This window comes from Janibacter sp. CFPM2_SD2 (assembly GCF_057364645.1).
In genome coordinates, this window is sequence record NZ_JBNFOF010000047.1 from 1 (window position 1) to 17,205 (window position 17,205).

The 17,205-nt window shown below is 71.2% G+C and carries 13 protein-coding genes and 2 pseudogenes; 7 read left to right on the plus strand and 8 right to left on the minus strand.

Features of this window, described 5'->3' with window-relative positions; translation table 11 throughout:
• Positions 1–583 (minus strand): dTMP kinase (tmk, locus tag AC2W7J_RS06655; protein WP_485981844.1); only part of this gene is annotated, 583 nt, incomplete at its 3' end.
• 167 nt (positions 584–750) lie between these two features.
• On the opposite strand from tmk, the gene AC2W7J_RS06660 reads away from it, so the two are divergent.
• Genes AC2W7J_RS06660 through AC2W7J_RS06680 form a run of 5 tightly spaced genes read left to right on the plus strand, consistent with a single transcriptional unit; the run spans position 751 to position 5,749 of the window.
• Positions 751–1,392 (plus strand): ABC transporter permease, encoded by a 642-nt coding sequence (locus tag AC2W7J_RS06660; protein WP_427802998.1) that lies wholly within the window; start codon positions 751–753, stop codon positions 1,390–1,392.
• The gene (locus AC2W7J_RS06665; RefSeq protein WP_485981845.1) at positions 1,392–2,591 is read left to right on the plus strand and encodes an ABC transporter ATP-binding protein; all 1,200 of its coding nucleotides are present in this window, start codon (positions 1,392–1,394) and stop codon (positions 2,589–2,591) included. The genes AC2W7J_RS06660 and AC2W7J_RS06665 overlap by 1 nt, the downstream gene beginning before the upstream one ends.
• A complete protein-coding gene (locus AC2W7J_RS06670; RefSeq protein WP_485981846.1) occupies positions 2,588–3,367 on the plus strand; it encodes an ABC transporter permease in 780 nt (259 codons plus the stop codon). Before AC2W7J_RS06665 ends, AC2W7J_RS06670 begins: the two co-directional genes overlap by 4 nt.
• On the plus strand, positions 3,364–4,371 hold the full coding sequence (locus AC2W7J_RS06675; protein WP_485981847.1) for a glycine betaine ABC transporter substrate-binding protein: 1,008 nt from the start codon (positions 3,364–3,366) through the stop codon (positions 4,369–4,371). The genes AC2W7J_RS06670 and AC2W7J_RS06675 overlap by 4 nt, the downstream gene beginning before the upstream one ends.
• Before the next feature lie 37 nt (positions 4,372–4,408).
• Positions 4,409–5,749: a serine hydrolase domain-containing protein gene (locus tag AC2W7J_RS06680; protein ID WP_485981848.1), complete on the plus strand. Its 1,341-nt coding sequence runs from the start codon at positions 4,409–4,411 to the stop codon at positions 5,747–5,749.
• A gap of 296 nt (positions 5,750–6,045) precedes the next feature.
• Here the strand turns inward: AC2W7J_RS06680 and AC2W7J_RS06685 are convergent, their stop codons facing one another.
• The 3 genes and pseudogenes from AC2W7J_RS06685 to topA all read right to left on the minus strand — a co-directional run bounded on the left by AC2W7J_RS06685 (position 6,046) and on the right by topA (position 10,950).
• Positions 6,046–7,614, minus strand: a complete 1,569-nt coding sequence (locus AC2W7J_RS06685; protein WP_485981849.1) for an AMP-binding protein — start codon at positions 7,612–7,614, stop codon at positions 6,046–6,048.
• Between the two features lie 8 nt (positions 7,615–7,622).
• A complete protein-coding gene (locus AC2W7J_RS06690) occupies positions 7,623–8,075 on the minus strand; it encodes an SCP2 sterol-binding domain-containing protein (protein ID WP_485981850.1) in 453 nt (150 codons plus the stop codon).
• Positions 8,076–8,174: 99 nt separating this feature from the next.
• A pseudogene (gene topA, locus AC2W7J_RS06695) lies at positions 8,175–10,950 on the minus strand (type I DNA topoisomerase).
• 155 nt (positions 10,951–11,105) lie between these two features.
• Here topA and AC2W7J_RS06700 point away from each other — a divergent pair.
• Positions 11,106–11,890: pseudogene (locus AC2W7J_RS06700) on the plus strand (dioxygenase family protein).
• Between the two features lie 102 nt (positions 11,891–11,992).
• Positions 11,993–12,379, plus strand: coding sequence for a DUF4878 domain-containing protein (locus tag AC2W7J_RS06705; protein ID WP_255184357.1), 387 nt, complete (start codon positions 11,993–11,995; stop codon positions 12,377–12,379).
• Positions 12,380–12,782: 403 nt separating this feature from the next.
• Here the strand turns inward: AC2W7J_RS06705 and AC2W7J_RS06710 are convergent, their stop codons facing one another.
• The 4 genes from AC2W7J_RS06710 to AC2W7J_RS06725 all read right to left on the minus strand — a co-directional run bounded on the left by AC2W7J_RS06710 (position 12,783) and on the right by AC2W7J_RS06725 (position 17,026).
• Positions 12,783–13,571: a hypothetical protein gene (locus AC2W7J_RS06710; protein WP_485981851.1), complete on the minus strand. Its 789-nt coding sequence runs from the start codon at positions 13,569–13,571 to the stop codon at positions 12,783–12,785.
• Entirely contained in the window at positions 13,541–14,038 is a 498-nt protein-coding gene (locus AC2W7J_RS06715) for a DUF7059 domain-containing protein (RefSeq protein ID WP_485981852.1), read from the minus strand. Before AC2W7J_RS06715 ends, AC2W7J_RS06710 begins: the two co-directional genes overlap by 31 nt.
• A 228-nt stretch (positions 14,039–14,266) precedes the next feature.
• Positions 14,267–16,603, minus strand: coding sequence for a sodium-translocating pyrophosphatase (locus AC2W7J_RS06720; RefSeq protein WP_485981853.1), 2,337 nt, complete (start codon positions 16,601–16,603; stop codon positions 14,267–14,269).
• Positions 16,604–16,672: 69 nt separating this feature from the next.
• Entirely contained in the window at positions 16,673–17,026 is a 354-nt protein-coding gene (locus AC2W7J_RS06725) for an STAS domain-containing protein (RefSeq protein ID WP_255184360.1), read from the minus strand.
• Positions 17,027–17,205 lie beyond the last annotated feature (179 nt).

Consider the following 17,205-nt stretch of genomic DNA (forward strand, 5'->3'; position numbering starts at 1 on the left):
CGGCGGCCGCGATCTCGTCGGCGGGGGCGGCCGCCGTCGCGACGAGATAGCGCTCGGGCGCCGCTGCCGCCATGGCGAGGAAGTGCTCGCGCACCGCCGCGTGGAATCCGTCGGCCTCGGACTCCATCCGGTCGTGGGTGCCGCCGCGTCGGGCCCGTCCGGTCGCGGGGTCGACGTCGACGAGGACCGTGAGGTCGGGGGCGAGCCCGCCGACGGCCCAGGTCTGCAGGTCGGCGACCTCCTGGGCCCCGAGGGAGCGGCCGGCGCCCTGGTAGGCGACCGAGGAGTCGGTGTAGCGGTCGGTGACGACCACCGCTCCGCGGGCGAGCGAAGGGAGGATCACCTCCTGCACGTGCTGGGCCTTGTCGGCGGCGAAGATCAGCGCCTCCGCCCTCGGGGTGATCGCCTCGCCGTGGAGCACGAGATCGCGCAGCGCGGCGCCGAGGGAGGTCCCCCCGGGCTGGCGGGTCACGACGACCTCACGGCCCGCAGCCTCGAGCGCCTCGACGAGGTGGCCGACCTGCGTCGACTTGCCTGCCCCGTCGCCGCCCTCGAAGGCGATGAAGTACCCGTGCTCGCTCACGCCGTCGACCCTAAGGCACCGTGCCGACACGCGAGTCCGGGCGCCGGGCAGGGTGTGTGCAAAGGTCACAAGTCGGTCGCAACGGGGCGCTGAGCGGCGGATCGGGCCGTCCCGCGGGGTTGAGTGGACGACTGGTCCCGAGAGTCGGGGCCGAGGAGAGGATGCCCGTGGGTGATTTCGTCGCAGACAAGTGGCAGGACATCCTCTTCCGCTCCTTCCAGCACCTCTCGCTGGTGGTGCAGTCCGTCCTCCTCGCGACGATCATCGCCATCGCCCTCGCGGTGCTCGTCACCCGGGTGCCGCGGCTGAAGCCCGCGGCCAACATGATCAGCGCCGTCGGCCTGACGATCCCCTCCTTCGCCCTCCTCGGCCTGCTCCTGCCCCTCTTCGGCATCGGGCCGGTGTCGCCCTTCGTCGCCGTCACCTTCTACGCGACGCTGCCGATCCTGCGCAACGCCGTCGTGGGCCTCGCCGGGGTCAGCCCCACCCTGCTGGAGTCGGCGAAGGGGATGGGGATGGGTTCGACGGCCCGCTTCCTGCGCGTGCAGCTGCCGATGGCCTGGCCGGTGATCATGGCCGGCCTGCGGGTGTCCGCGCAGATGTCCATGGGTGTGGCCGCGATCGCGGCGTACACCCTCGGCCCCGGACTCGGCGGCTACATCTTCACCGGCCTGGCCCAGCTCGGCGGGGCCAATGCCCTCAACTACGCCCTCGTCGGGACCCTCGGGGTGGTCGTCCTCGCCCTGCTCCTCGACGCCGCCCTGCTGCTCGTCAGCCGACTCACCACCTCGAAGGGGATCCGCGCCTGATGTCCACCACCGCAGACCAGCAGCCCGCACCCGAGCACCACGCAGCCGACCGGGGGGTGAGCGGCGCCGAGATCGTCTTCGACAACGTCACCAAGACCTACTCGGGGCAGAAGGTGCCGGCCGTCGACGGACTGTCCCTCACCGTGCCCGCCGGCGAGATCGTCATGTTCATCGGCCCCTCGGGCTGCGGCAAGACGACGACGCTGAAGATGATCAACCGTCTCCACGAGCCGACCTCGGGGACGATCACCATCGGCGGCGAGGACATCCGCAGCAAGAACGCGACCGAGCTGCGCCGCACCATCGGCTACGTCATCCAGGGAGGCTCGCTCTTCCCCCACATGACGGTCGCCGACAACATCGCCCTCGTCCCGGGCCTGCTCAAGTGGGACAAGCGCCGCATCACCGAGCGCGTCGACGACCTGCTCGAGCTCGTCGGGCTCGACCCCAAGCGCTACCGCGGCCGCTACCCCAAGGAGCTCTCCGGCGGGCAGCAGCAGCGGGTGGGCGTCGCTCGTGGCCTCGCGGCGGACCCGCCGGTGCTCCTCATGGACGAGCCCTTCGGCGCGGTCGACCCGATCACCCGGCAGCGGCTCCAGGACGAGCTGATGAGCATCCAGGAGGAGCTGCAGAAGACGATCGTCTGCGTCACCCACGACATCGACGAGGCGGTCAAGCTCGGCGACCGGATCCTCCTGCTGCGCGAGGGCGCGCAGATCGCGCAGTACGACACCCCGACCACCCTCCTGGCCAACCCCGCCGACGAGTTCGTCGAGGACTTCATCGGTGCCGGGTCCTCGCTCAAGCAGCTGAGCCTCTCGCGCGTCGACGAGCTCGAGCTGCAGAGCCCGGTCCTCGCCGCGGTCGGTGACGAAGGGAAGGCAGCCGCCGACGCCGCCCGCGCCGGCGGGCAGAACGACGTCATCGTGCTCGACTCCCGACGGCGGCCCGTCGGGTGGTACAGCCTCAAGGAGGCCGCCCGGATGCCTCGCCTGCCCGACCACACCGACGAGGACATCTCGGTCATCGACCGCCGCTCGACGATCAACGACGCTCTCGACTCGATGCTCGCGAGCACCCACGGCGGCGTCCTCGTCACCGGCCGCCGCGACGAGTTCCTCGGCGTCGTGACCTTCGAGGCGGTCACCGACCACATCCGCGCCGCGTCCGACCCGGACACGCAGGAGGCCACGTCATGACCGACGTGAGGACCTCCCCTTCGACCGCCGACACCGGGGTCGAGGACCGCCGCACGACGATCGGGCTGCTCGTCGGCCTGCCGCTGCTCTGCGCGGCGATCCTCGGCGGCTGGGCGATCTGGCGGCAGACCGCCGACCTCGACGACATCGAGGCCCGCCAGCTGGCGTGGGGCACGATCCTCACGCTGACCCGCGAGCACATCACGCTCACCCTCATCACGACCGCCGTCGTGCTCGTCACCGCGATCCCCATCGGCATCCTGCTCACGCGTGGCCCGGCCCGCCGCTTCTCCGGGCCGGTCACCGCCGTCGCCAACGCCGGCCAGGCCGCGCCGGTCATCGGCCTCATCGTGCTCCTGGCGATGTGGCTCGGCTTCGGCGTGCGCACCGCCGTCATCTCCCTGGCGATCTACGGCTTCCTGCCGGTGCTGCGCAACACGATCGTCGGCCTCCAGCAGGTCGACCAGACCCTCGTCGAGGCCGCCCGCGGCATGGGCATGTCCCCCGTCGACGTCCTGCGCCGGGTCGAGCTGCCGCTCGCCATGCCGGTGATCATGGCCGGTGTGCGCACCGCGCTCGTGCTCGTCGTCGGCGCCGCGAGCTTCGCGACCTTCGTCAACGCCGGCGGGCTGGGCGCGCTCATCGTCACGGGCATCACGCTCTTCCGCTACCCAATCCTCGTCAGCGGCGCCGTGATCATCGCGGTCGTCGCGCTGCTCATCGACTGGGCGGGCCGGGTGCTCGAGCTCCTCCTCACTCCCAAGGGGACCTCATGACCACGCGACGTGACCTCCCTTCGACCGAGCTGACCCGACGCACCCTGCTCCTGGGCGGAGCCGGCACGCTCGGCCTCGCCCTCGCCGGGTGCGGCCTGGGCACGAGTGGTGGCTTCGTGCCCTCCGGGGAGCCGGCCGGGCCGATCGCCGACGTCGACCTGTCGGGCGCCTCGATCGGGGTGGGGTCGAAGAACTTCACCGAGCAGCTCATCCTGGGCAAGATGGCCGTCATCCTGCTCCGCGCGACCGGCGCCGAGGCGGCGGACCTGACCAACATCCCCGGCTCGTCCAGCGCCCGCCAGGCGATGATCGAGGACCAGGTCCAGATGCAGTGGGAGTACACGGGCACCGCCTGGATCGCCTATCTCGGCGAGACCACCCCGATCCCCGACGAGCGCAAGCAGTACGAAGCCGTCCGCGACCGCGACCTCCAGGAGCACCAGCTCGTCTGGCTCGACCCGGCGCCGATGAACAACACCTACGGCTTCGCCGGGCCGACCGAGACGATCAAGAAGCTCGGCATCACCAAGCTCTCCGAGCTGTCGAAGGTGCCCAAGGCCGAGCTGACCTTCTGCGTCGAGTCCGAGTTCAACAACCGCAACGACGGCTTCGACCCGATGCTCAAGAAGTACGGGCTGGCCAAGGGCACGAGCTTCCCCGAGAGCAACGTCAAGGTCCTCGACACCGGCGCCATCTACCAGGCCACCGACAAGGGCACGTGCACCTTCGGCGAGGTCTTCACGACCGACGGGCGGATCAAGGCGCTCGACCTGACCGTGCTCGAGGACGACAAGGCCTTCTTCCCGAAGTACAACGTCGCGCCGGTGCTCACCCAGGCGGTCGTCGAGGAGCACCCGGAGGTCAAGGAGCTCTTCGCGCCGGTGGTCGAGAAGCTCACCGACGACGTGCTCATCGACCTCAACGCCCGGGTCGACGTCGACGGCGAGGACCCGGCGGACGTCGCGATCTCGTGGCTGCGGGAGGCCGGCTTCATCAAGGCCTGACCGCTCCTCCCCAGTCACATCTCCTTAAGGTCGTGCCATGACCTTCACCGACGAGACCGCCCGTGCCCTCACCTCCCGCGCCCTCACCGCGCAGACCGAAGGGAGGGTCCCCGGCCTCGTCGCCGGCGTCGCCCGGGCGGGCCGGCTCGAGTGGTCCACCGGCATCGGGACGATCGACCTCGCGACGCCCGGCGAGGCACCCGACGCCGACACCCAGTACCCGGTGGCGAGCAACTCCAAGACTTTCACCGCGGTGGCCGTCATGGCGCTGCGGGACGAGGGCCGGCTCGACCTCGACGACACGGTCGAGCAGCACCTCGCGGACTCCGCCCACGCCCGCGTGACGATCCGGCAGCTGCTCTCGCACACCTCCGGGATGCAGCGCGAGCCGGTCGGCGATGTCTTCGACACGATGGTCATGCCCTCGCGGGAGGACCTGCTCGCCGGCTGGTCGCAGGCCGAGCGTGTGGGCCGACCGCACGACCGCTGGCACTATTCCAACCTCGCCTACTCCGTCCTCGGCGAGATCATCGCCCGCCTCGACGAGTGCACCTGGGAGGAGTCGATCCGACGCCGCATCCTCGACCCGCTCGAGATGACCCGCACCGGCACCGCGCCCTCCGGCCGCCGGGCGAAGGGGTACTACGTGCCTCCGTTCGCCGACGTCCCCGTGGAGGAGCCGGTCTTCGACGCGGCGGCCCTCGATCCGGCCGGTGGGCTGCGGTCGACGGCCACCGACATGGCGCGCTGGGGCGGCTTCGTGGCCGCCCCGGTCGACGAGGTCCTCTCCCCCGACACGCTCGAGGAGATGTGCCAGCCGCAGGTCATGGCCGACATGACGGGGTGGACCTCAGCCTGGGGTCTGGGCTTCCAGCTGGTCCGGCACGAGGGTCGCACCTGGGTGGGGCACACCGGCGGCTGGCCCGGCTCGATCACCGGCGTCTTCACCGAGCGCTCCTCTGCGACAACGGGTCTGATCCTGATGAACAACTCCGCCCCCGTCCCTCCTGCGGCCGCCGCCATCGAGCTCGGGACGATCGCGATCGAGCGCGAGCCGGTGCAGCCCGAGCCCTGGCAGCCCGGGACGCAGCTGCCCGACGAGCTCGTCCCGCTGCTCGGGCACTGGTACTCCGAGGGGACGCACTTCGTGCTGTCGGTGCGCGAGGGGCGGCTCGAAGCGCGGGTGGCCGGGCAGCCCAAGGAGCTGCCGCCCTCGGTCTTCGAGGCCGAGGCCACCGACCGCTACCGCACGGTGTCGGGCCGCGAGCGCGGCGAGCTGCTCCGGGTCACCCGCGATGCCTCCGGCACCGTCACCCACCTCAACTGGGCCACCTACCGCTTCACCCGCGAGCCCCTGGCCTTCGGCCAGTGGCTCTGACCGCCACCGATCCTGCATTGCCGTAGGGCAATGCAGGATCGGGCAAGCACGCGAAGGGTGAGGGTCGGCCAAGGTGAGCAGGCGAAGGGGGGCGACCAAGCTGAGCAGGCGAAGGGTGGGGGTCGGCCCGACTCATGAAGAAGTCCCGACCACCAAGGACAGGCGACAAGCCTGCGCAAGGAGTCGGGACTTCTTCTTAGGGCCACCCCCAGCCCTTCGCCTGCGGAGGTGACCATGGCCTCGACACCCAGTGGGCTTCGAGGCGGTCGCTGCGCGACCTCCTCAGCCAGCGGGGGTCAGGCGAAGTGCTTGCGCAGCTCCCGATTGAGGATCTTGCCGGTGGCATTGCGCGGCAGCTCGTCCATGAAGACGACCTCGCGCGGGATGCAGTGGCGGGCGCGGTGGGCGCGCACGTGCTCCTTGACCTCGTCGGCGCTCAGCTCGTGGCCCTCGGTGAGCGCGACGAAGGCCGCGAGGCGCTGACCGAAGTCGGGGTCGGGGACACCGATCACGGAGACCTCGCGGACCGCGGGGTGCTCGGCGAGCAGCCCCTCGACCTCGATGGGGTACACGTTCTCCCCGCCGCTGACGATCATGTCGTCATCGCGGCCGTCGACGAAGTAGAGCCCGTCCTCGACGTGCCCCATGTCGCCGGTCGAGACGAGCCCGTCGACGAAGTCCTTGGTGTTGCCGTTGGTGTAGCCGTCGAAGACGAGCTCGTTGCCGCAGAAGATCCGGCCGGTCTGCCCCGTCGGCACCTCCTTGCCGTCGTCGTCGAGGATCTTGACGACCGTGCCGAGCGGCGGGGTGCCGGCCGTGTTGGCGTGGCGCCGCATGTCGGCGGGCGTGGCGATGCACACCCACGACGCCTCGGTCGAGCCGTAGAGGTTGTAGAGCACGTCGCCGTACTCGTCCATGAACTTCGTCGTGAAGCCCGAGGGGTAGGCCGAGCCGGAGGTCGCGACGACGCGCAGCTTGCGGCGGCTGCGAGCGGCCGGGTCGCTCGGCAGCTCCATCATCCGCTGGAGCATCACGGGGATGGCGAACATCGCGTCGGGCTGCAGCTCCTCGAGCGCCGCCCGGGCCGCCTCGGGCTTGAAGCGACGCTGCAGCACGATCGTCGCGCGCAGCGCGAGCGAGAGCTGCATCGCCGCGTAGCCCCACGTGTGGAAGATCGGGGCCGAGATGAGGATGCGGTCGTGGGCCCGCAGCGGGATCCGGTCGATGATCGAGATGAGCGGGCCGAAGCCGCCCGGCGTCTTGCGTGCGGCGCCCTTGGGCGTGCCCGTCGTGCCGGAGGTCAGGATGATCGTGCGACCCCCCTTCGCCGGGACGGGAAGGGAGTGCGGCCGCGGCGTGGTCTCGATGCGGCGGGCGAGCTCGGTCTCGGTGATCCGGGGCAGGTCCTGCGGCAGGTGCGCGACGACCTCGGCGAACTCGTCGTCGTGGATGATCCCGCGGATCCCCTGCTGCTCGGCGACGACCGCGAACTGCGGGCCGGCGAGGCCGGTGTTGCCCAGGACGAGGTCGATGCCGATCGCGGAGGTCGCGGTCATGACCTCGATGGCCTGGACGTGGTTGCGAGCGAGCAGACCGACCCGGTCACCGGGGCCGAAGCCGAGCTCGCGCAGGACGACGGCGATCTTCTCGGAGTTGGCGAGCAGCTCCGCATAGGTGGTCGCCCCACGGGTCTCGTCGATGACGGCGACCGCCTTGGGCGAGCGGTTGGCGGCCTGCCGCAGCTCGCCCGCGAGACCGAAGCCCCACTTCTTCAGTGCGGCCAGCTGCTTGACCTGGGCGGCCGGCGGCCCGGGGTTGAGCATCCCCCGCTTGGCCATGGTCGTGGCGATGGTGAGTGGGTTCATGAAGGGCATCAGGCCTTGGGGATGTCGAAGAGGCTGGGGAACTTCGCGGCCAGGGCGATGTCGCCCTTGACCTTGATCTTGCCGCGCATGACGAGCATCGTCGGGTTGCCCCGACCCGTCGCCATCTTGACGAACTCCGGCGGCGCCATCATCAGCGAGGCGTCGTAGTCCGAGCCGGGCTCCGCCGAGACGGTGCAGGTGCCGTCGCCGACGACGATCTCGTAGGTGTCGTGCGGCTGCTCGTCGGGACCACCGGTGATGCGGAACTGCACCGTGCCGGACGTCCCCTTCGCCTTGTCGGGCCGGAAGAGCTCGGGGAAGCGGGCGAAGACCGCATCGAGGATCGCGCCCCGGTGCTCGCCGCGCATGACCTCGGAGACCTCCTTGTCGGACATCTGCGCGACGGTCTTCGCAAACTCCTGCGGACTCATCGTGTCGAACGTGGACGGGTCGAGGTCCATGGCGGCATCTCCTTCGGCGCGGCTGTTGCCCCGGACGATACGCACGGGTAACCACAGCGGCAACGGCAGGGCGTTGTGCCCCTCACCACCCCGCCCGGCTCAGGCCTTCTTGGCCGCTGCCTTCTTCGTCGCCTTCTTCGTGGCCTTCTTCGTGGCCTTCTTCGCGGTCTTCTTGGCCGTCTTCTTCGCCGACTTCTTGCGGGTCGTCGGGCCCTTGGCGCGCTTCTCGGCGATGAGCTCGTAGGCCCGCTCCGCGGTGAGCGTCTCGGGCTCGTCGCCGCGGCGCAGGGTCGCATTCGTCTCGCCGTCGGTGACATAGGGGCCGAAGCGCCCGTCCTTGACGACGACCTTCTTGCCGCTCACCGGGTCCTCGCCGAACTCCGCCAGCGGCGGCTTGGCCGCGGCGCGGCCACGCTGCTTGGGCTGGGCGTAGATCGCGACGGCCTCCTCGAGGGTCATCGTGAAGAGCTGCTCCTCGGTCTCGATCGAGCGCGAGTCGGTGCCCTTCTTCAGGTACGGCCCGTAGCGACCGTTCTGCGCGGTGATCGGCACCTCGACCGACTTCTCCGTGCCGTCCTCGGCGGTCGTCGTCTCGGTGACCGTGCCGAGGGTGCGCGGCAGAGAGAGGAGCTTGAGCGCCTGCTCGAGGTCGACCGTCGAGGGGTCCATGCTCTTGAAGAGCGAGGCCGTGCGCGGCTTGACCTTGGCCTTGCCGCGCTTGGGCTTGTCGTCGGCCGACTCCTCGAGGACCTCGGTGACGTAGGGGCCGTAGCGGCCGTTCTTCACGACGACGTCGCGCCCGGTCTCGGGGTCCTGCCCCAGGACCCGGCCGTCGTCGGCGGCCGCCGCGAGGAACTCGCGCGCCATCGCCGGCGTCAGCTCGTCGGGGGCCACGTCGTCGGTGATCGTCGCCCGCTTGGGCGCCGGCGTCGTCTTCGTCTCGTCGGTGACCTCACCGGTCGCGGGTCGACCCCCTTCGGCACGACCTCCTCGACATAGGGGCCGTAGCGACCGACCCGCACGACGACACCGTCGCCGATCTCGATCGTCGAGATGGCCCGGGCGTCGATGTCGCCGAGGTCGCGACGAGGCCGGACAGGCCCGGGCCGCTGCCCTCGTCGCCGTAGTAGAAGCGCTGCAGCCAGGCGACGCGGTCGGCGTCACCGGCGGCGATCTCGTCGAGGTCGACCTCCATCGAGGCGGTGAAGTCGTAGTCGACGAGACGGCTGAAGTGCACCTCCATCAGGCGGGTCACGGCGAAGGCGAGCCACGTCGGGACGAGCGCGGTGCCCTTCTTGCGGACGTAGCCGCGGTCCTGGATCGTGCTGATCGTCGAGGCATAGGTGGAGGGGCGGCCGATGCCGAGCTCCTCCATCTTCTTGACCAGCGAGGCCTCGGTGTAGCGCGCCGGCGGTGAGGTCTCGTGACCCGACGCGGTCGCGTCGACGACGTCGAGGCTCGCGCCCTCCTCGACCTTGGGCAGGCGGGCCTCACCGTCCTTGGCCGGCTGCGCCGGCTCGTCGGTGCCCTCCTCGTAGGCGGCGAGGAAGCCGCGGAAGGTGATGACGGTGCCCGAGGCGGAGTACTCGGCGAGCTCGCCGGCCTCGCAGCCGGTGAGGTCGGCGCGCATGCGGATCGTCGCGGTCGAGCCCTTGGCGTCGGCCATCTGCGACGCGACCGTGCGCTTCCAGATCAGCTCGTAGAGACGGAACTCGTCGCCCCGCAGCTCACCGGCCACCTGCGCCGGGGTGCGGAAGCGGTCACCGGCGGGGCGGATCGCCTCGTGCGCCTCCTGCGCGTTCTTGGACTTCTTGCCGTAGACGCGCGGCGCCTCGGGCACGAAGTCGGCGCCGTACATGTCGCGGGCCTGGCCGCGGGCGGCCGAGACCGCCGAGCTCGACAGGTTGGTGCTGTCGGTTCGCATGTAGGTGATGTAGCCGTTCTCGTACAGCTTCTGCGCCACGCCCATCGCCGCCTTGGAGCCGAGGCCGAGCTTGCGGCCGGCCTCCTGCTGCAGCGTCGACGTGGTGAAGGGGGCGTACGGGCGCCTCGTGTAGGGCTTCTCGGAGACGGAGCTGACGACGACCGGGGCCGCGATGGTCGCCTCGGCGACCTGGGTCGCGGCGCGCTGGTCGAGCGCGCGGGCGTCCTTCTTCACCGCACCGGCGTCGTCGAAGTCGGAGCCGGTGGCGACCTTGCGTCCGTCGAGGGTGGCCAGGCGGGCGGCGAAGGGGGCGGTGCCGGAGCTGAACGTGCCCTCGACGCTCCAGTAGGAGGCGACCTTGAAGGCCATCCGCTCCCGCTCGCGCTCGACGACGATCCGGGTCGCCACGGACTGCACGCGGCCGGCGGACAGACCCGCCTTGACCTTGCGCCACAGCACGGGCGAGACCTCGTAGCCGTAGAGGCGGTCGAGGATGCGGCGCGACTCCTGCGCGTTGACCAGGTCGAGGTCGAGCTCGCGGGTGTCCTCGACGGCGCGCTGGATCGCCTCCTTGGTGATCTCGTGGAAGACCATGCGCTGCACCGGGATCTTCGGCTTGAGCGTCTCGAGCAGGTGCCAGGCGATCGCCTCGCCCTCGCGGTCCTCATCGGTGGCGAGGTAGAGGGTGTCAGCGTCCTTGAGCAGGCGCTTGAGCTCGGTGACCTTCTTCTTCTTGTCCGGGTCGACGACGTAGAAGGGCTCGAAGCCCTCCTCGATGTTGACGCCGAAGCGGCCGAAGGGGCCCTTCTTCATGTCGGCCGGCATCTCCGACGGGGTCGGGATGTCGCGGATGTGCCCGACCGATGCCTCGACCGCGTAGTCGGGGCCCAGGTAGCCCGCGATGGTCTTGGCCTTGGCGGGCGACTCGACGATGACGAGCTTGCTGGCCATGTGCGCCTCATCTCTCGACCCCACGTGCAGCGGATTCGTCGCTGCCTCGACGAGGGGTCATCTCGGGGCGACCGTACTACGCCACCCGGGGTGCTCCCTTCGCCCATCTGCCGGGGGGCTAGATTTTTGTTGAAGATACAAGTATCGTTGGGGCCATGAGCACTCCTCCCGTCCTCTACCTCTCCCACGGCGCCCCGCCGCTGGCCGACGACGCCCGGTGGACCGCCGAGCTCGCCCGCTGGTCCGGCTCCTTCGACAAGCCCAAGAACGTCCTCATGGTCTCCGCCCACTGGGAGGACGCCCCCGTCACGGTGAGCCCGGTCGAGCACAAGGTCCCGCTCACGTACGACTTCTGGGGCTTCCCCCAGCACTACTACGACGTCACCTACGACGCGCCCCTCGCCCCGGAGCTCGCGGCGGAGGTCTCCGCCCTGCTCAAGCCGAAGGGGGTCGAGGTCCGCCACGACGAGACCCGCGGCCTCGACCACGGCGCCTACGTCCCCCTCGTCGAGATGTACCCCGACGCCGACGTGCCGGTCCTGCAGATGTCGATGCCGACGCTCGACCCGCACCAGCTCGTCGAGCTCGGCCGCGCGCTGGCGCCGCTGCGCGACCAGGGCACCCTGATCGTCGGGTCCGGCTTCACGACGCACAACCTGCGCTGGTTCAACCCCCGCGCCGGGGCCGACGCCGCCCCGCCGACGGCCTCGAGCGAGTTCGACCACTGGGCCGCCGAGACCGTCGACGCCGGCGACATCGACTCCCTCGAGCGGATGCTCGAGATCGCCCCCGCCGGGCACGAGGCGCACCCGCGCACCGAGCACTGGGCACCGCTCTACATCGCGATGGGCGCAGCCGACGCCTCCGGCGCGACGCAGCGCGATGTCGCCGTCGACGCTTCTGGTTCGGCCTGTCGAAGCGGTCCTGGCAGTTCAGCTGAGCGTCCACGGGCAGTCCTCCCCATCGCACGAGTGATGTGGGGTCGTTAGGGTCCTGCGTGAGGGGGCGACCACACCGCCCGCACCACGACAGGGAGATCACCATGAAGAAGCTCGTCACGCTGGCCGTCGCCGGCACCTTCGCGCTCGGCCTGACGGCCTGCGGCAGCGACAACGGCCCGGAGAAGGCGGTCGAGGACTTCGTCGCGGCGGCCAAGGACAAGGACTACGCCGCGCTGTGCGACGCCTTCGACCCCGAGATCATCAAGACGCTCGAGGACGCCGACCCGGGCAAGGACTGCGCAACGATCTTCAAGGAGAACGAGAAGGACCTCAACATCCCCGACGACCCGAAGGTCGAGATCCTCGGCTCCGAGATCGCCGACGACGAGAAGACCGCCACCGTCCAGGTGAAGAACGAGGACGGCAAGGAAGACGAGATCGAGCTCAAGAAGGTCGACGACGAGTGGAAGATCACCACCACCAGCTGATCACGCACAGCGCGAGGGCGGCCCGGTCACCGGGCCGCCCTTCGTCGTCCCCGGGCCCACACGTTGGTCCAGGTGCGAGCGCCAGCGAGCTCGAGACCCCCGCCCCCGTCGAGAAGACCCGGCGCGCTGCCGACCTCCGGTCCCTGAGGAGGTCGCTCAGCGACCGTCTCGAAGGGACGGTCGCGACGGCCTCGACAGCGTGCACGTCGAGAAGACCCGGCGTGGCGTCAAGCCGAAGTCGAGAACGACGACGTGACCACACGACGACGAAGGACTTCGGCAGCGCGCCGGGTCTTCTCGGCGTGCGCGCCACCCCGCCCCGAGTGCGGCGACGACCTACTCCGGCAGGAGCAGCCCGTCTGCGGCGAGCCGGCGCACGAGGGCGGAGCCGGCGCCGAGGGCGTCACCGGTGGGCAGGTCGAGCAGCGCGCTGATCGCGGTGAGCGCCTGTCGCGCCGTGAGCTCGCCGTCGCACACGGACACGAGGGGCGGCGTCGAGGGTGTCGAGGCGCACCGAGCGGGCCAGCCCGCCGCCCTGCCGCAGGACGATGACGTTGGGGTCGCTGGCGCCGGGCGCTGCGTGCGTCTCGGTCGTCACGTCGGGGGGCGCAGCGCCACGCGGTGTCGAGCAGGGCGTCGTCGTCGAGGGAGGCGAGGCGATCGCGGGCGACGAGCCGGCGGCGACGGCGGGGCCCATGGGCGAGGCCACCGGTCCGGTCGCCTCCACGAGGTCGACGAAGGGAGCCCGCTCCCCCGTCGGCCGGTGCAGCGTGATGATGCCGAAGCCGATCTGCGCGATGTCCCGCGAGGCGAAGTCGTCGAGCCACGCACCGACGAGCGCGTCGTGCTCGCTCGTGCCCGGCAGGTGCCCGCCGTCGCGGGTCCACAGCTCCGCGTACTCGGCCGGGTCCTGCACGTCGCGCTGCACGACCCAGGCATCGAGCCCGCTGTCGGCGACCCACGCGCCGACCCGTTCGCGCCAGTCCTGACCGGCGACGGTCTCCCAGTTGCCGAGGAGCTGGGCGACGCCCCCGGGCGCGAGGTGGGCCCCGATCCCGCGGGTGAGCGCCGCAACGACGTCGTCACCGGCGGCCCCGCCGTCGCGGTACTCGTAGAGCGGCACCTGCCCGCTGCGCGGCGTGATGACGAAGGGGGGATTGCTCACAACGAGGTCGAAGGCCTCGCCGGCCACGGGCTCGAGGAAGGACCCCTCGCGCAGGTCCCAGTCGAGCTCGTTGAGCGCCGCGTTGAAGGCCGCGTAGCCGAGGGCCGGCGGGAGAGGTCGGTCGCGACGACGGCGTCGGCGTGCGTCGACAGGTGCAGCGCCTGCACGCCACACCCGGTGCCGAGGTCGAGCGCGCGGGTGACCTGGGTGCGCGGGGTCCACGACGCCAGGGTCGTCGAGGCGCCGCCGATGCCGAGCACGTGGTCGACCGGCAGCGGCTCGCTGCGCGCGTGCTCGGTCGGGTCGGAGGCGACCCACCACGCGTGGTCGGCGTCGTCGGCCGTAGGCCGCAGGTCGCACCGGGCGACGACGTGCGCGCCGTGCGGCTCGACGATGCCCAGGGTCACGGCGCCGGTGACGCCGGTGCGCGGCAGGGCCCGCGCGAGGTCGTCGGCGGCCGTGGGCAGCCCGAGCCCGAAGCACCCGATGAGCACACCGAGCGGGTCACGGGCCCCGGCGACCGCCCGCCGGGCCGGCAGGACTGCTCACGCCCGAGGGCGCTGGCGGCCAGGTCGCCGAGGCGCTCACGGACCGCGTCGACGCCGAAGGGCGCGGCAGCGAGGTCCGCCCGCAGGGCGGCGAGCAGCTCGGGGTCGGTACGGGGCGTGGTGCTGGAAGTCACCCGCCGAGCCTAGTGCGCCCCCTTCGTCCCACCCGGAGGGTCAGACCCGGTCGACGGCCGGCTCGCCCTCGACGTCGGCCATCGCGACGTCGTCACGCTTGGTGACGACGAGCGCGACGGCGATGACGAGCAGGGCGACCGCGGCGATGGCCCAGCGGATCGTCTGGTCGGTGCCCGAGCCGAGGTAGAGGGTGACGACGGCGGGGGCGATGAGGACGGCGACGAGGTTCATCACCTTGATGAGCGGGTTGATCGCCGGGCCGGCGGTGTCCTTGAAGGGGTCGCCGACGGTGTCGCCGATGACCGCCGCCTCGTGGCCGGGCGAGCCCTTGCCGCCGTGGTTGCCGTCCTCGACGATCTTCTTCGCGTTGTCCCAGGCGCCACCGGAGTTGGCGAGGAAGACGGCCATGAGCGCACCGCACGCGATGGCTCCCGCGAGGAATCCCGCGAGCGCCCCGATGCCCAGGCCGAAGCCGACGACGATCGGCGTGAGGGCCGCGAGGAGGCCGGGCGTCGCGAGCTTCGCGAGCGAGTCGCGGGTGCAGATGTCGACGACCCGGGCGTACTCGGGCTTCTCCGTGCCCGCCATGATCCCCGGGTGCTCGCGGAACTGCCGGCGCACCTCGTGGACGATCGAGCCGGCCGCGACGGTCACGGCGTTGACCGCGAGCCCGGAGAAGAGGAAGACGACCGCGGCGCCGACGAGGACGCCGACGAGCACGCTCGGCGAGACGATCTGCGTGTTGACCATCTGCTCGAAGGAGCTCACCCGGTCGGGGCTGACCGAGGCCTCGTCGATGCCGCGCACCGTCGAGGTCCACGCATCGGTGTAGCTGCCGAAGAGCGCCGTCGCGGCGAGCACGGCCGTGGCGATGGCGATGCCCTTGGTGATCGCCTTGGTCGTGTTACCGACCGCGTCGAGCTCGGTGAGCACCTGGGCCGCCTCGCCGTCGACGTCACCGGACATCTCGGCGATGCCCTGCGCGTTGTCGGACACCGGGCCGAAGGTGTCCATCGCGACGATGACGCCGACCGTCGTCAGCAGGCCGCAGCCGGCGAGCGCGATGAAGAAGAGCCCGAGGACGACCGACGAGCCGCCGAGGAGGAAGGCGAGGTAGATGACGACGGCGATCGTCACGACCTTGTAGACCGCCGACTCCAGGCCGAGCGAGATGCCCGACAGGATGACGGTCGCCGCGCCCGTCTCGGTCGTGCGGGCCACGTCCATCGTCGGGCGCTTGTCGGTGCCCGTGTAGTAGCCGGTCATCCGCAGGATGACGGCGGCGAGGATGATCCCGAGGACGACGGCGAGCAGGGCCGCGCGGCGCGGGTCGCCGACGAGCTGGGCGACGCCGTCGTCGGGGGACGACAGGCCGGCGTAGGTCGAGGGCAGGTAGAGATAGGCGGCGCCCGCGCACAGCACTGCGGAGACGACGGCCGAGATGTAGAAGCCGCGGTTGATGGCGTCGAGGGCCGACTCTCCCCCCTTCGCCCGGGTGATGAAGATGCCGATCATCGCGGTGAGGGCACCGATCGCGGGGATGAGAAGGGGGAAGACCAGGCCGTAGGAGCCGAAGGCCGCGGAGCCCAGGATCAGGGCGGCCACGAGCATGACGGCATAGGACTCGAAGAGGTCGGCCGCCATGCCGGCGCAGTCGCCGACGTTGTCACCGACGTTGTCGGCGATCGTCGCGGCATTGCGCGGGTCGTCCTCGGGGATGCCGGCCTCGACCTTGCCCACGAGGTCGGCGCCCACGTCGGCCGCCTTGGTGAAGATGCCGCCGCCGACGCGCATGAACATCGCGAGCAGCGCGGCGCCGAAGCCGAAGCCCTCGAGGACCTTCGGCGCGTCGCCGCGGTAGGCGAGCACGACGATGGCCGCACCGAGCAGACCGAGGCCGACGGTGAACATGCCGACCGTGCCACCGGTGCGGAAGGCGATGCGCATGCCGTCGTCGCGCCCGGTGGAGCGCGCCGCCTCGGCGACGCGGACATTGGCCTTGACCGCCAGCGACATGCCCAGGTAGCCGATGGCGGCGGAGAAGGCGGCGCCGAGGACGAAGAAGCCCGAGCGCCCCCAGCGCACGCCGGCCGAGTCGGCCGGGAGGAAGAGCAGCAGCACGAAGACGAGGGCCACGAAGATCACGAGGGTGCGGAACTGCCGTCTCAGGTAGGCGTGCGCGCCCTCCTCGACCGCGCCGGCGATCTCCTGCATGCGCGGGGTGCCGGCGTCGGCGGCGACGACCTGCCGACGCAGGACCACACCGAGGGCCAGGGCCACGACCCCGATGACGGCCACACCACCCACGAGGCCCAGGTTGGTGCTGTCGAGGTCGATCGACGACGCGGTGGACAGGGTCGCGAGCGTGACTGCCATGCCATCCTCCTTGATGGACGCGGGTCACGGCCGGTCCGTCGTGGTGGCGGGCACAGCCGATGGCTCACCCTACTGCCGGGTCGCCTCCGCCGCCCGGACCGCGCTCTCGAGATCCGGGTGGATCTGCAGCAGCTGGTCCAGGCCCGTGATGGTGAAGACGCGCACGACCCGCTCGTGGGCGGCCGCGACGGTCAGCGTGCCGCCGTGGCGGGTCAGCCGCTTGAGCCGGCCGACGACGATGCCCAGACCCGTCGAGTCCATGAAGGTGACGTCGGTGAGGTCGAGCGTCAGGCACCGGTGGCCGTCGGCGATGAGGGCCTCGAGGGCGTCGCGCAGGACGGCCGCCGAGGTCACGTCGATCTCCCCGGCCACGTGGACGACGTGGACGGGACCGGACTCGCTGGTCGTGACGGCGGTGGGCACCGGCCTACCGTAGACGACATGTCACGTCAGGTCCCAGAGGCTGGAGAGCTGCTCGCCGGCCTCGCCTCCGGTCGCGAGGACCGGGTGCGGCACGTCGAGCGGATCCCGGCCCGCGCCGCGGACCACGTCGACCTGCCCGACTGGGTCGCCCGCCGCTGCGCGCGGCACTCGCGGCGCCG